13 protein-coding genes are annotated in these 14133 nt (G+C 58.6%); 2 read left to right on the top strand and 11 right to left on the bottom strand.

Features of this window, described 5'->3' with window-relative positions:
- Window positions 1–12: 12 nt before the first annotated feature.
- The 4 genes from EH206_RS14785 to EH206_RS14800 all read right to left on the bottom strand — a co-directional run bounded on the left by EH206_RS14785 (window position 13) and on the right by EH206_RS14800 (window position 4210).
- A complete protein-coding gene (locus EH206_RS14785) occupies window positions 13–1272 on the bottom strand; it encodes an OmpP1/FadL family transporter (protein WP_009113630.1) in 1260 nt (419 codons plus the stop codon).
- 132 nt (window positions 1273–1404) lie between these two features.
- Window positions 1405–2241, bottom strand: coding sequence for an ABC transporter permease (locus tag EH206_RS14790; RefSeq protein ID WP_009113631.1), 837 nt, complete (start codon window positions 2239–2241; stop codon window positions 1405–1407).
- On the bottom strand, window positions 2234–3124 hold the full coding sequence (locus tag EH206_RS14795; RefSeq protein ID WP_009113632.1) for a quaternary amine ABC transporter ATP-binding protein: 891 nt from the start codon (window positions 3122–3124) through the stop codon (window positions 2234–2236). The genes EH206_RS14790 and EH206_RS14795 overlap by 8 nt, the downstream gene beginning before the upstream one ends.
- Before the next feature lie 141 nt (window positions 3125–3265).
- On the bottom strand, window positions 3266–4210 hold the full coding sequence (locus EH206_RS14800) for a choline sulfate utilization transcriptional regulator (protein WP_009113633.1): 945 nt from the start codon (window positions 4208–4210) through the stop codon (window positions 3266–3268).
- Window positions 4211–4318: 108 nt separating this feature from the next.
- Here EH206_RS14800 and betC point away from each other — a divergent pair, with 108 nt between their 5' ends.
- Window positions 4319–5854, top strand: coding sequence for a choline-sulfatase (betC, locus tag EH206_RS14805; protein WP_009113634.1), 1536 nt, complete (start codon window positions 4319–4321; stop codon window positions 5852–5854).
- A gap of 14 nt (window positions 5855–5868) precedes the next feature.
- Window positions 5869–6819, top strand: a complete 951-nt coding sequence (choX, locus tag EH206_RS14810; protein ID WP_009113635.1) for a choline ABC transporter substrate-binding protein — start codon at window positions 5869–5871, stop codon at window positions 6817–6819.
- Window positions 6820–6897: 78 nt separating this feature from the next.
- On the opposite strand, the gene EH206_RS14815 is transcribed toward choX, so the two are convergent.
- From EH206_RS14815 to EH206_RS14845, 7 genes are all read right to left on the bottom strand, one after another.
- The gene (locus tag EH206_RS14815; RefSeq protein ID WP_009113636.1) at window positions 6898–7824 is read right to left on the bottom strand and encodes a thiamine pyrophosphate-dependent enzyme; all 927 of its coding nucleotides are present in this window, start codon (window positions 7822–7824) and stop codon (window positions 6898–6900) included.
- Window positions 7808–9154: a 2-ketoisovalerate ferredoxin oxidoreductase subunit alpha gene (gene porA / locus EH206_RS14820; protein ID WP_009113637.1), complete on the bottom strand. Its 1347-nt coding sequence runs from the start codon at window positions 9152–9154 to the stop codon at window positions 7808–7810. The genes EH206_RS14815 and porA overlap by 17 nt, the downstream gene beginning before the upstream one ends.
- Window positions 9151–9603 (bottom strand): 4Fe-4S dicluster-binding protein, encoded by a 453-nt coding sequence (locus EH206_RS14825; protein ID WP_009113638.1) that lies wholly within the window; start codon window positions 9601–9603, stop codon window positions 9151–9153. Before EH206_RS14825 ends, porA begins: the two co-directional genes overlap by 4 nt.
- Window positions 9596–10240, bottom strand: a complete 645-nt coding sequence (locus tag EH206_RS14830) for a 2-oxoacid:acceptor oxidoreductase family protein (protein ID WP_009113639.1) — start codon at window positions 10238–10240, stop codon at window positions 9596–9598. Before EH206_RS14830 ends, EH206_RS14825 begins: the two co-directional genes overlap by 8 nt.
- A gap of 125 nt (window positions 10241–10365) precedes the next feature.
- Window positions 10366–11694: a phenylacetate--CoA ligase family protein gene (locus EH206_RS14835; protein ID WP_009113640.1), complete on the bottom strand. Its 1329-nt coding sequence runs from the start codon at window positions 11692–11694 to the stop codon at window positions 10366–10368.
- Between the two features lie 10 nt (window positions 11695–11704).
- The gene (locus tag EH206_RS14840) at window positions 11705–12487 is read right to left on the bottom strand and encodes a MetQ/NlpA family ABC transporter substrate-binding protein (RefSeq protein WP_050815655.1); all 783 of its coding nucleotides are present in this window, start codon (window positions 12485–12487) and stop codon (window positions 11705–11707) included.
- A gap of 566 nt (window positions 12488–13053) precedes the next feature.
- On the bottom strand, window positions 13054–13956 hold the full coding sequence (locus EH206_RS14845) for a creatininase family protein (RefSeq protein ID WP_009113642.1): 903 nt from the start codon (window positions 13954–13956) through the stop codon (window positions 13054–13056).
- Between the last annotated feature and the right edge of the window lie 177 nt (window positions 13957–14133).

Here is a 14133-nt window from a genome sequence, read left to right on the forward strand (position 1 = left end):
TTACCGCCGCCGCTAGAACTTCCAGGCGTAGGCGATGCCGAGAATATCCTGGCTCATCTTCACGTTGGCTTCGCCGCCGCCAAAGGCCGCCGGAATGGAACCATTACCGTTGACGGTCTCCTTGAAACCGTGGGTATAGGCCAGGCTCAACTCGCCGTCAGGCGAAGGCGCCCACGTCAGGCCGACGCTCAGGTGGTTGCGAATTACCCCCGGGGCAAGAACATTGAGAAAGGTCTGGCTCTTTTGCACCGGCTGATCGGCATGGCTGAAACCGCCGCGCAGCGTCAGTTGCGGACTCAGCGCATAGCTGACGGCCAGCTTATAGACCGTCACGTCCCGCCAGCCGAAACCGGGGCCGTTCTTCGAACCGAAATTATCGCCGGCGAATACCGACTGAACGTCGAACTCATTGGCGATGGAACGCACGCTGCCGTATTTGATCTCCTGCGCGTCGGCGGACACCGTCAGCGCCGGCGTCACCTTGTACGCCAGCCCCACGCCGTAGTTTTCCGGAATGTCGAAACTGCCGCCATCGGCAAACAGCCCGGCATAGCGGTCGAACTCCTCGGCCTTGATCTTCGAAGACCAGGTCAGCCCTAGCGTCAGGTCGTCGGTCAACCGGCCCTGCCAGCCCAGGCGCAGGCCCCAGCCGGTAGAGGTGTCGTTGCCGCGATGGTTGAAGTTGCCGCCATCGCTGGAAAAACCGGAAAACGCGTTCAATCCCTTGGCGGAGAAGCGCTGATAGACGTAATTCAGGCCGACGCCGAAAGAGTGCCGTTCGGTAAACTTGTAGGCCAGCGAGGGGGTAATAAACAGCTGGCTCAGATTAACGCCCGCGCTGCCGTTGCCGCCAAAGGCGGCGTAGGGATTCTCTTTATAGTCGGTATTCATGCCGCCGTTGCCGTACACGGCGACGCCGACGCCCAGGCGATCGTTCAGTTGCTTGCTATAGCCGATCTCCGGCAGCAGAAAATACTTTCTCTCGCTGCCGTCGTAGCGGCCGTTGGCGCCCGCCGCATTCCCTTCGATCTCGGCGCTGCGATCCGGGGCGAACAGGGTAGCGCCGATATCCAGACGATCGCCGATCCACACCGTGCCGGCCGGGTTGTTGGCCGCCGCCAGGGCATCCTGCGGCTGGGCGATGCTGACCCCCGCCTGCCCCTGAGCCTTGATGCCGTAGCCATGCATAAAATAGCCGTTGGTGGCGCCGGCCTGGGTGCTGACGACCCCGCCCAGCACCGCCAGAGAAGCCAGTCGTATTTTGGATCTCACTATAGTTTCTCCCTGAAGATACCGCAGGAACCGGCCGCCTTGGCGTCAACTATTAAACCAAATGCATAACGTTTAATAATAATATTGAATGCTATTTTTATATCTGAAGGAAATAACCAATCCGCACGGCGCTCACTCCCTGGTCGGCGGCTGGCGGCAAAGGCTGGCGGACAGGCGATCCAGCAGAATCGCCATCAGCACCACCACAAAACCGCTCTGCAATCCCTGCCCGACGTCCAGTTGCTGAATGCTGGTCAGGATATCGTTGCCCAGCCCCCCGGCGCCGACCATCGAGGCGATAATCACCATCGACATCGCCATCATGATGGTCTGGTTCACCCCCGCCATAATCGACGGCAACGCATTGGGCAACTGCACTTTCAGCAGCAGCTGACGCGGGGTACAGCCAAACGCCAGCCCGGCCTCTATCAGCATTTTATCCACCTGACGGATCCCCAGGTCGGTTAAGCGCACCACCGGCGGCATCGAAAACAGTACCGTGGCGAAAATGCCCGGTGGCCTGCCGAGGCCGAACAGAATGGTCGCCGGGATCAGGTACACAAACGCCGGCATGGTCTGCATAAAATCCAGCAGCGGCCGCACCACCATGCCGATGCGCCGATGGCGGGCGATCAGAATGCCCAGCGGAATACCGGCCAACAGGCTGAAAAACGTCGCCGACAGGGTCAGGCCCAGGGTTATCGCCGCGTGCTGCGCATAGCCGCTGTAGACGATATACAGCGTCGCGGCCGCGCTGAATAGCGCGAATCCCCAGCCCAGCCGCCACCAGCTTAACGCCACCGCCAGCAGCACCAGCCCCCAGGGGGAAAGCAGCAGCAACCCTTGTTCCAGTCCGCCGGCGACGCCGTCAAGCAGCGCGGCGATAAATTCGAATATCTCGCCGTGCTGGCTCAGCAGATAGCGCACCGCGTCGTCAATCTGACTGCTGAAATTTAGCGGTTCAGCCATGAGTAGATCCTCCCGGCGCGGGTGTTGCGGGGTAAATATCGGCATAGCTTTCCGCCAGCACATAGCGGGAGGTATCAATCCCGGAGAAAAAGCGTTGCACATAGGCGTTGGCCGGGGCATTAACCAGCTGTTCGGCGGTGCCTATCTGCACCAGACGCCCGTGTTCCATAATCGCAATCCGGTTGCCGATGCGCAGCGCTTCCTCGATATCATGGGTGACAAAGACGATGGTGCGCCGCTGCTCCGCCTGTAACCGCAGCAGCAGGCCCTGCATTTCCCGGCGGTTAATCGGGTCCAGCGCGGAAAAGGCTTCGTCCATGAGCAATAGGGTCGGATTAACCAGCAGCGCCCGCGCCAGCCCGACGCGCTGCTGCATGCCGCCGGAGAGTTGGTGCGGCATATGCCGGGCGACCTGCGCCAGCCCCACCTGTTCCAGCGCCGCCAGGGCCGCCTGATATCTGGCGACGGCCTTTACCCCCGACAGTTCCAGGCCGAACGCCACGTTATCCAGTACGTTGCGCCGCGGCAATAAGGCGAATGACTGAAAGACCATACTCATGGAACGACGGCGAAGATCGATTAATTCCGTCGCCGATAAAGCGGAAAGCGCGGTATCTTTAAAAAAGATCTCGCCCGCCGTCGGTTCGATTAACCGATTGAGCGTACGCAATAAGGTTGATTTACCCGACCCTGACAATCCGACGATAACGAATATTTCTCCCTGGGCGATATGCAGCGAAACATTATTTAACGCCACCGAACAACCGTGCGCGGATAATAATTCCTCGGCGTCCATTCCCGCCTGTAAATAAGGAATCGCTTTATATGCTCCGGAGCCAAAAACTTTATATAGCCCTTCAATTCGAATCAATTTTTCAGTCATTGATCACCTGACATTTATACTCGTCATACGTCGAGCATACACTTATAGAAGTGAGTAATCCGCGTAACGGAGCTCACTGTATAAGAAATAATACCGCGCCAATAAAACTTTATCGTCTGAGATATAACAAAATAATTTAACTCATCCCTGCGGCTGAAAATAACTCTCATGCCGGCTTTTGCAGGAGAATGATTCGTTAATCAGCCACTCTTTGACCCGGTGGTACAGCCGGGATTCGCTGTCGCGCTGCGACTGGATCAGATAATAGCCGCGTTCCGTTTTCACCTCCGGCCCGCAGGGGATAACCAGTTCGCCTTCATCCAGCAACTGCCCCACCAGCGGCATCCAGCCTAATGCCACGCCCTTGCCTTTCAGCGTCGCCTCAATAAGCAGGGAATAGGCGTTAAAGGTTAACGAAGCCACTGAATTATCAAGGATAATCCGCTGCGCGCCGAACCAGTCATACCAGGTCAGCCAGCGGCTCGGATTGGTCTCCGGTAAATTGAGCAACGGCACCTTGAGCAAGGATTGCGGCGTATCCAGCGGACCATACCGGCGGATAAACGCCGGAGTGCAGACCGGGACGACCAGTTCGTGAAACAGCTTTTCGCTATGGCATCCCGGCCAGTGGCCGTTGCCGAAAGTAATGGACAGATTGGCATGGCTGTCGCGCAGGTTGAAGTCATTGGGGGAAGTGGAAATCTGCACGTCCACGTCCGGCATCAGGCGCTGTAACTTATCCAGCCGGGGCAGCAGCCAGTAGCTGGCGAAGCCCATGTCGGTATCGATGCGCAGGGTGTCTCTGGTTTTCTTTTGCTTTATTTTTTCAATCTGTTGGCTGATATCCGTCAGGCTGCTGTAAACAATATGGTAAAGCCGATCGCCTTGCGGGGTTAATAATACGCCGCGATGGCGCCGCTCGAACAACGCCACGCCAAGTTCGCGTTCCAGTTGATTAATTCGCTGGCTGACCGCCGGCTGCGAGGTTCCCAGTTCTTCGGCCGCCGCGGTGAAATTAAGGTGACGGGCCGCCGCCTCGAAAAATATTAACGCCGGGAGCGACGGTAATCGATTAATTGCTGACATAATCCCCTCTTATTAAGGCATAAGTTTTTAACCCGTTCACAGCCTGTGGAGATTATGAGATAAAAAATTATATTAATGAAGTGTCATTCTTAAGGTGATTTAAGATATATGCTTAGCAGAAAACCGAATATCGTTATTTTAATGGCGGATCAATTAACCGCGGGCGCGCTCTCCGCCTACGGTAATAAAATAACCAAGACGCCCAACATTGATAAATTATCCCGACAGGGGGTGGTGTTTAAGTCGGCTTATTGCAATAGCCCATTATGCGCGCCGTCCCGCGCGACATTAATGACCGGGCTGTTGAATTCCGCGAATAACGTTTTTGATAATGCCGCCGAATTCAGCGCGGAGCAGCCCACTTTTTGTCATTATTTGCGCGTGCAGGGTTACCACACCATTCTGGCGGGCAAAATGCATTTTTGCGGCCCCGATCAGCTACACGGTTTTAATGAACGTCTGACCACCGATATCTACCCCGCCGATTTTGGCTGGACCCCCGACTGGCGAAATCCTGAAGTGCGGCTCGACTGGTATCACAATATGAGTTCGGTGATCGACGCCGGTACCTGCATTCGCACCAATCAGTTGGATTTCGACGACGAGGCGGTGTTCCTGACCCGGAAAAAGCTGTTTGATATCGCCCGTCAGGGCAATCAACAGCCGTTCCTGCTGCTGATGTCCCTGACCCACCCGCACGATCCTTTCGCCATACCGCAACCCTATCTCGACCGTTATTCGCCGCAGGATATTGATTTACCGCAGGTGAGCGCCGCGCAGGTTCCGTCGGATCCGCACTCCCGGCGGCTGCGCAAGATATACCAGCTGACCGACGACCTGCTGAGCGACGAACAGATCCGCCGCGCGCGCCACGCTTACTATGGCGCAGTCTCTTATGTCGACGATCAGTTCGGCGCCGTTCTCACTACCCTGGAAGAGACCGGATTGGCCGAGGACACCATCGTGCTGGTGATCTCCGATCATGGCGAAATGCTCGGCGAACGCGGGCTGTGGTATAAAATGGGCTTCTTCGAGGGCGCCGCGCGCATCCCGTTTATCGTCCATGCGCCGAACCGCTTTGCCGAGCATCGCGTCGACGCCAGCGTCTCGCTGGCCGACCTGCTGCCCACGCTGGCGGAGCTGGCGGGCGGCGAGCCGTCGTCGCTGCCCGCGACGCTGGCCGGGCACAGTCTGCTGCCCCATCTGCGCCGGGAAGCCGGGCACGACGGCGTTTACGCCGAGTATCTGGCGGAAGGCGCGCTGGCGCCCATCGTGATGATCCGTCGCGGCGACTGGAAATACGTGCATTCGCTCAGCGATCCCGAACTGTTGTTTAACCTGCGCGAAGACCCGCTTGAACTGAACAATCTGGCCGCGGACGCCGCTTGCCTGCCGGTGCTGTCGGCGCTGCGGGACGAGGTGGCGTCGCGCTGGGATCTGCCGGCGCTGCACCAGCGCGTATTACAAAGCCAGCAAAACCGCCTGTTCCTCAACCAGGCGCTGGCGCACGGCACGGCGCCGGCGTGGGACTATCAGCCGGTGCAGGACGCCAGCCGCCGCTATATTCGCAACAACCAGACACTGGATGAACAAGAGGCGGTGGCGCGTTTTCCACGTCCTCACTCTTCCTCCCATAACCAATAACACGGGAATTAATCATGCGCTTTCGCCATTCCGCCGTCACACTGCTTATCCCCTTACTGCTCGGCAGCGCTTTTTCGGCCCAGGCCGCCGTCGACGACGCCAGCTGCCGGTTAGTGAGAATGTCCGATCCGGGCTGGACCGACATCAACGCCACCAATGCGCTGGCCGGCGTGTTGCTGGAGGGGCTGGGCTATCGGCAGCAGGTGCAAAACCTGTCGGTCGCGCTGGGCTTTCAGGGGCTGAAATCCGCCCAGTTGGACGTTTTTCTGGGCAACTGGATGCCCGCCCAGCAGCCGGTAATTGAAAAATTTACCCGCGACGGTTCGGTTGAAGTATTAACCGCCAACCTGGCCAGCGCCAAATTCACCCTGGCGGTGCCGGATTACGTCGCCCAGGCCGGAGTTAAAGACTTTGCCGATCTGGCGAAATACGGCGATCGCTTCCAGCGTAAAATTTACGGCATCGCGCCGGGCGCGCCGGCCAACCAGAATATCAAACGCATGCTCGACCAGAAGGAGCTTGGCCTTGACGACTGGTCGCTGGTGGAATCCAGCGAAAGCGGCATGCTGGCGCAGGTTGAGCGGGCGGTGAATAAAAAAGAGTGGATCGTCTTCCTCGGCTGGGAACCTCACGCCATGAATAGCCGTTATCCCCTGACCTACCTTGGCGGCGGCGATGCCTGGTTCGGCCCGAATTACGGCAGCGCGACGGTCAATACCGTGGTGCGCAAAGGCTATGCGCAGGCTTGCCCCAACGTCGCCCGGCTGTTCAGCAATCTGCAATTCAGCGTCGACCTGGAAAACAAGGTGATCAAACGCCTGCAGGACGATAAGCAAACGCCGCGTGACGCCGCGCGCGCCGAAATCATCGCTAATCCGCAACGGTTGGAACAGTGGCTGGAAAACGTCACCACGCTGGACGGCAAACCGGGGCTTGCAGCCGTGCGCCACTCCTTGTCGCAGTGATTTTTTCAGTACGCTGGCTTATCCCCGGCGTTTGCAGGGGCGACTCCCGTCCCTGCAAACGGAAGATCGCCACCCGCCTCAGGATATTTTTGTGAGCACGCCGCTTTCCGCCGGCGCGGTGGCGTTTGCCCAGGCTCTGAGTTCGCGCCAGCGCTCATCCCGCGCGTCGGCCAGTTCGCTCAGCACTTCCGGCGTCAGCGACTTGAAGCGGCCCTGAGCGGAGAAATAGCTTTCCAGCGGCGCAAAACGGTTGGGATTGCGATTGATGGTCAGCACGCCGCGCTGGTATTCCAGCAGCGGCCACAGCCCGGTATCCACCACGCTTTTCCCCAGCGCTATCGTGCTGTCGCTGGCGCAGCCCCAGCCGGTGGGACAGGGGGCGAAGACGTGCAGAAACGCCGGTCCGTCGACGGACGCCGCTTTCTCCAGCTTTTTCAGCAGATCGGACGGCTGCCCCACGCTGGCGGTGGCGGCGTAGGGCACATGGTGGGCGGCGGCTATCTGCAGCAAATCTTTCTTGACGTTGAGACGGCGCGGCGTGAAACCGGTCGGCGAGGTGGTGGTTCTGGCTCCCCAGGGGGTCGCGCCGCTCTTCTGAATGCCGGTATTCATATAGGCTTCATTGTCGTAGCAGATATAGATAATGCGCTCCTGGCGATCGAACGCGCCGGACAGGGACTGCAGGCCGATATCCGCCGTGGCGCCGTCGCCGGCGAACCCCACCACCGGAATATCGCTGATGCCTTTGGCGCGCAACGCCGCCGCCAACCCCGAAAGCACCGCGCCGGTGGCGGCGAACGGCGCGATCATCGCATTCACCCCCACCGCCATTTGCGGATAGATAAAGCCGACCGCCGACATACAGCCCGCCGGGATCACCACATGGGTTTTCGGCCCGAAAACCTTCAGCGCCAAACGTACCACCAGACTGCCGCCGCAGCCGGCGCAGGCTTTATGGCCGATAAAGTACTCTTCCGGCGGCAGGTTTTTAATCGATATGGACATGGGCGTCCTCCCGTTGAGCGGCAACCGCTGACGAAGGCCGATCGGGCTCCGGCGGGTCAATGCCAAGAAAACGCAAATCCGGTTCCTGCGCCGAGCGCCCGGCCGGCCGGGTTAATTCATCATACAGCCGCACCACGTCCTCCAGCCCGATCTCCTGCCCGCCCAGCCCGGCGATCTGGTTGAGCAAGCGCGGCACCCGCCCGCCGGTCACGCTGGCGTAATCGAACAGCGCGGATTTGATCTCCACCGCCACCGCGCCCTGCTGACCAAAGGAAATGTCCTTCTCCAGCACGGCGACGGCCTGTATCCTGCGGGTGCGATGGGCGCCAAACAGCGCGTCGAGCAATGCGCCCTGCGGGAAGGGGCGCAGGTAACGCAAACGCAGCAGCCCGACCGCCTCGCCCCGCGCGCGCAGCGCATCCACGGCGGCGCGCACCGTACCGGCCACGCTGCCGAGCGTAATCACCACCCGTTCGGCGTCGTCCAGTTGATAACTTTCGATAACGCCATCGGTAATCCCCTCTTCGCCGCGGCCGAAATGGGCGCGGAAACGCCGGCCGATGGCGGCGATTTCATCTAACGCGCCGCGCATCGCCTGGTGTTGCAGATATTTGAACTCGGTGTACTCCCCCGGCCCGGCGGTGATCGCCAGGCTTTGCGGATGCTCAAGGCTGAAGGTTCCCGGCGTCCCCTCGGCAAAAAAGCGGTTCGCAAGGAACGAATCCACCAACGCCTGTTCCGGCAACTGCACCGGCTCGTAAGTATGGGTCAGCACAAAACCGTCCAGATTGATCAGCACCGGCGTACGCACCGCGGGGTGTTCGGCCAGCGCATAGGCCTGAATAATCAGGTCCAGACTTTCCTGCGCGGTTTCGGCGTAAACCTGGATCCAGCCGCTGGAGAGCTGGGAAAGGGAATCGCTTTGATCGCCATAGATATTCCACGGCAGCGCCAGCGCCCGGTTGGCGTTCATCATCACCAGCGGGAAACGCCCGCCGGCGCTGTAAGGCAAACATTCGGCCATATACAGCAGCCCCTGCGAGGAGGTGGCGGTAAAGGTACGCACGCCCATCGCCGCGCTGCCCATCACCAGCGACAGCGCCGAATGTTCCGATTCCACATGGACGAATTCGGCGTCAAGCTCGCCCTCCTCCACCATTTCCGCCAGCCGCTCCACCACCACCGTTTGCGGTGTGATGGGATAAGCGGCAATCACCGCGGGGCGGCACAGGCGCACGCCGTGGGCCACCGCTTCATTGCCGCACAGGAACAGGCGCTCGCCCTTATGGCGGGTATTCAACCCGCCGCTACCGGCTGAAGATTGACTCATCGCGGTTCTCCCGTAACGGCATTGTGTTGGCTATCCGTTAATAGCGCGTCGGACTCGCTTACCATTGTGATGGCGTCTTTAGGACATTCCAGCGCACAGATGCCGCAGCCTTTGCACCACTCCGCCAGCAGGCGGGGATAGTTGTCCCGGGTATTGGCCAGCGCCCCGTCGGGGCAGAGCAATACGCACAGGTTGCAGCAGATACAGGCGCTGTCTTCGATTTTCGGCCGCGAGGTGCGCCAGCCGCTGTTTTCCGCCACCAGATAGCCGGAGGAAAGCTGGGGCGAAGCGGGCCAGCGCGCCAGATCGGGTTTTTGGTGTTCGCGCCGTCGGCAGGGGCCGGATAAGGCCACCGGCAGCGGGTCCTGGCTGGTGCCGCCGCGTCGGGCGCGGCGCGGACGCTCTGCCTCGTCGCCGTTCACGTCGGGGGCTTTGGTCGAATCAGCCATGCGCCGCCTCCTGAATCGCCGCCGCTTGATGATGCTCGGCCAGCCACTGCGCCAGCGGAGCGGCGATGTTTTCCTCCGTCCGGGCAAACCGGCCGGCGGCGGCGAACGCCGCCAGATTACGGCGCACCCGCTCCGGCAGGGGAGCGGGCGCCTGCCAGTGCGGCGCGAATTCGGAAATAATCGCTTTCTCAAGCGCCGCGGGCGGCAGCAGGGAGAGCACGCCGTTGAGTATGCCGAGCAGCACGGTGTTGGCATGCGGGCTTCCCAGATGATGCTCCGCCAGCGCACGCGCCGGCACTCGCCACCCCAGCCCGATGGGCAGGCGCTGAACCCCCTGCTCCTGTTTTGCGTCGATAAGAATCAACGCGCCGGCGGAAAGCTGCTCTGCGCGCAGCTGCGGCAGCAGGGTTTCATCCATCACCACCGCCACCTGAGCCTGGCGCACCGGGCTGCGATCGCGGATCGGCGAACGGGACAAACGGGTATAGGCATAAACCGGGGCGCCCCGGCGTTCCGGGCCGAAAGAGGGAAAGGCCATCGCTTCCAGATCGGCAAAACGCACCGCCGCCAGCCCCAGCAGCCGGGCGGCGGTAAACGCCCCCTGACCGCCCCGCCCCAGCCAGAGAATATCAAGCATGGCTGCGATCCCGGATATGGTTAAAAGAAGGAGGGTTATCCCCTAACGAAAGGTGCTGACTGAATCCGGACATGACGCCTTCTTGCCCCTGAAATCTATTGGGCATGATAGTGGGTAAATAAAATCTACAGCGCGCAGGCGCTGCGGGTATCAATCACGCGTTTCGCTTTATGGGTGTGGCGCGGCAGGATTTCCGGCGCCAGCAGCAGCACCCGTTTGGGACGTACGCCAAGCCGGGTTTTAATCTCCTGACGCAGGTACTCTTCCAGTCGGCTTGCGTCTTCCGGGTTGCCGTTATGTTCGACTTCAATGTCGAAACGCGTCAGGTGCTCTTCTTCATATAGCGTAATGCGGTATTCGCCATTAAGTTCCGGCGTGGCGCGCACAATCGCTTCCAGATCGCCGGGGAAAACATTCACCCCGGAGACGATAAACATATCGTCTTTACGTCCGGTGACCGTAATGCGCACATGGGTTCGGCCGCAGGCGCAGGGGGAATGGTCGGCGACGATGATATCCCCGGTGCGGAAACGGATCATCGGGCGCGCCTGTTTGGTCAGCGAGGTCAGCACCATTTCGCCGGGCTGGCCGTCCGCGACCGGCTCATCGGTGGCCGGGTCCAGCACTTCCAGCAGGATATCGTCTTCCACCAGATGCAGCCCGTCCTTCTCCTCGCAGGAACCGGCGCAGGCGCCGTAAATATCGGATATGCCGTAAAAATCATACACCTGAGCGCCCCACCGCTCTTCAATGGCCTGACGGGTCGCTGGAATCGAGCCGCCGGGCTCGCCGCAGACGATAATGCGCTTCATCGCCAGATCCCGGTGCAGATCGATCCCCTGGGCGACCGCGGTTTCCCCCAGATGCCAGGCATAGGAGGGCGTGGTCCAGGTCACGGTGGGCTGGAAGGTTTTCATAATATACAGCAGGCGATCGGAGGGAATGGTGCCGGCCCAGAAACAGAGCGCTCCCAGCTTCTGGGCGCCGATAACATCCGGCCCGCCGACAAACAGCGTGAAATTGAGCGCGTGCACGTAACGATCGTGCGGGCGCATGCCCACCGCCCAGAACAGCCGCGCCTGAATATCCTGATAGCGTTCGAAGTCGTCCGCGCTGAACGGACTCAGCGTCGGCACGCCGGTGCTGCCCGACGAGGCGGAGACAAACACCACCTGCTCTTCCGGCACGGCCAGAATATCCCCCAGCAAGGGGGCGGCGTCCTGCCGCTCTCTTTCAATCTGCTTGTCGATAAAAGGGTAACGGCGCAGATCGTCCAGCCGGTGTAAATCATCAGGATGGACGCCCGCCCGCTCAAACGCCTCCCGGTAGTAAGGAGAATGGGCATAGGCATGGGCGACGGTGTTTTGTAACCGTTGCAATTGCAGCGCCTCAAGTTCATGACGGGGTAATATTTCCACCTCATCCCAGTAACGCCGATAGCTCGTTTTCGTCATCACACTACCCTTATTTCTGTCCCAGTTTCGTTTGCAGCCACTGCGGTTTCTGGAAGTCGCGGAAGATATATTGCGGATCCTGTATCACCGCGGCGAATTCCGGGGATTCGATAACCGCCTTGATATCGGCGGCGAACGGCTTGTTTAAATCTTCGGTACGCACCGCCACCAGGTTTTTAAGCTCTTCATCAAGCTGTTCCAGCGCAATGGCCTCCGACAGTTTCAGGCCCGAGGCAATGGCGAAATTGCCGTTCACCAGCGAGGCGGCGGAACTCTCCAGCGTTCTTGGCAATTGCGCCGCCTCCAGAGGTCTGAACTCCAGCCCTCTGGGATTACCGCCGATATCTCTTATCGTGGCTTTGGTCGGGTCGATATCCCCTTTCAGGGTGACCAGATCCAGCGTCTCCAGAAAGCGGATGCCGCGCGCCAGATTGGTGGGGTCGTTCGACAAGGTCACCACATCGCCGCGCTTGAGTTCATCCAGGCTTTTAATCCGTTTTGAATACAGGCCCAGCCCGGCGGTGGGCACATTAATCAGCGGCGACAGCTTCAGTCCCTTGTCGGCGGAAAACTTTATCAGATAAGGACGATGCTGAAATAAATTGGCGTCGATGCTGCCGTTCGCCAGCGCCAGGTTGGGCTGCACATAATCGCTGAATTCGGTGACCCTGACTTTATAACCTTTCTGCTCCAGCCCCGGTCGGATGGCGAATTTAATCATATCGCCGTAAGGGCCGGGCGCCACGCCGAACACAATCGTCTGCTGTTGCGCCCGCGCCGTATGGGAATGCATAAAAATAACGCCGGCCAATAAGGACAGCAGCAAATATAAATATCGGGTGTACTTTCCTGAAATCATTTAATTACTTCCCAAATCAAATAAATTAAACAGATACCCGCTTTACGGAGTAGGCGTCACAAAATAGATAACCGAAAAAAAACGCTATCAATAAACGCGGGGAAAAATAAATCACTTGATCAACTATCATTATATAAAAAATGGAATTAGATATTGTCGTTACTCCTTTGTTAAAAAACACCGTTTTTATACTCGTTGTTATCAAAGAAACGCTCTTATCGGATTTTTTATCCAACAAAATATTATAGGATATAAAAACTTACCTGAAATAATCCCCCGCCGATGATTTACCCTATCTGATAACCAATCTTATTACCTTAGATGAAAATTGATCGGCATCATATTTTCCAGCGCGGCGCGCCTATGAGGTCTTACTGGGAACGGATTATTCCGTACCAGTCATTTCTGACTGGCGGGAATAATAACCAATAAAAATGCTAAGCTGGCAAGGCGTTGTTGCGTTTTGCCTCGCCAACGACGCTGATGATTGATTATCGCGGCTAATAGTCAACGCTGAAGCGCGGTTTCTCGGGGCGGGTTTTGACATCCACTCCCGGGACTTCCGCCGGCGCGTAGTGGGTTTCCAAATCGCGGATCAGCGCCAGATAGCGGTCCGCCGCCTTGCTTAATATCTTGCGCCCTTTTTCGGCGCTGGCGGTGAGGATATCCTCGGTGCGCCCCAGCCCGCCGAGACTTTTATGGCCCGCGGCGGGAATCGGGATCCAGGTGGCGATATCCATTACGCCGAATGTCTCGGTTTCATCGTGGGTGACGGAGCGCTTGAGCAAATCACGATCGAGCAGCGGTTTCAATTCATGCCCGGTCACCGTATCCAGTTTCACCAGTTCGGGCCGCACAAACAGCACGTTGCTGGTTTCCTCTTCCCCGGCGTGATAGAACGGCGTATTCAGTTCGTCGCGCAGCGTTTGCGCCGCCAGCTCCCAATAGGTGGCGCCGCCGATAAAGATCGCCTTCCCCTCCCGGCGCAGTTCGGTCGCCACCTCATGGGCGATAACCTGGAAATTCGGCTGTTGTCCGTGTCCTTGAATAATAATGACTTTACGGAAACCGGTCGCCCACAGTCCGCGCACGATATCCTTAATCAGCGCATGCATGGTGGCGTGGCCGATGGCCAGCGTGCCGGGGATCGGATCGCCGTTGACGTCGTAATGGAAGGTGGGCGACGCCCCGGCTCTTATCGGCGTCGGCAGCAACGCCGGCAGACCCGTTTTACGGCTTAATTCCGCCGCAATCCATTCGGCGGTAAAGATATCCGTTCCCAGCGGCAGATGGGTGCCGTGCGCTTCGGTGGTCGCCACCGGAAGAATGATTATTCCGCGCGTCTCGGCGCTTTCAATCGCCTGATCCAATGAAAGTTCATCAAAATGAATCGCATCCGTCATAAATACCTCGTTAAAATTGGCAAATTTTTATTATTTACGGTATAGGCGGCCGGTTGCATTCAGTGATAATTATTTCCCCAACCGTTAAAGACTTATTTAACCACCGGCGGCCTGAATTTATTCTCTCGACCGCGCTTACTATGGCAGAAATATTATCCACCCTATAAATAACAATAT

This window comes from Brenneria nigrifluens DSM 30175 = ATCC 13028, assembly GCF_005484965.1.
GTDB lineage: Bacteria > Pseudomonadota > Gammaproteobacteria > Enterobacterales > Enterobacteriaceae > Brenneria > Brenneria nigrifluens.

Bases quoted from the DNA above. Each gene is read 5' to 3' on its own strand.
- EH206_RS14845 (WP_009113642.1), bottom strand. From the start codon at position 13,956: ATGACGGATGCGATTCATTTTGATGAACTTTCATTGGATCAGGCGATT.
- EH206_RS14815 (WP_009113636.1), bottom strand. From the start codon at position 7,824: ATGTCCATATCGATTAAAAACCTGCCGCCGGAAGAGTACTTTATCGGC.
- EH206_RS14835 (WP_009113640.1), bottom strand. From the start codon at position 11,694: ATGACGAAAACGAGCTATCGGCGTTACTGGGATGAGGTGGAAATATTA.
- EH206_RS14840 (WP_050815655.1), bottom strand. From the start codon at position 12,487: ATGCATTCCCATACGGCGCGGGCGCAACAGCAGACGATTGTGTTCGGC.
- EH206_RS14800 (WP_009113633.1), bottom strand. From the start codon at position 4,210: ATGTCAGCAATTAATCGATTACCGTCGCTCCCGGCGTTAATATTTTTC.
- EH206_RS14790 (WP_009113631.1), bottom strand. From the start codon at position 2,241: ATGGCTGAACCGCTAAATTTCAGCAGTCAGATTGACGACGCGGTGCGC.
- betC (WP_009113634.1), top strand. From the start codon at position 4,319: ATGCTTAGCAGAAAACCGAATATCGTTATTTTAATGGCGGATCAATTA.
- EH206_RS14795 (WP_009113632.1), bottom strand. From the start codon at position 3,124: ATGACTGAAAAATTGATTCGAATTGAAGGGCTATATAAAGTTTTTGGC.
- EH206_RS14825 (WP_009113638.1), bottom strand. From the start codon at position 9,603: ATGGCTGATTCGACCAAAGCCCCCGACGTGAACGGCGACGAGGCAGAG.
- porA (WP_009113637.1), bottom strand. From the start codon at position 9,154: ATGAGTCAATCTTCAGCCGGTAGCGGCGGGTTGAATACCCGCCATAAG.
- choX (WP_009113635.1), top strand. From the start codon at position 5,869: ATGCGCTTTCGCCATTCCGCCGTCACACTGCTTATCCCCTTACTGCTC.
- EH206_RS14830 (WP_009113639.1), bottom strand. From the start codon at position 10,240: ATGCTTGATATTCTCTGGCTGGGGCGGGGCGGTCAGGGGGCGTTTACC.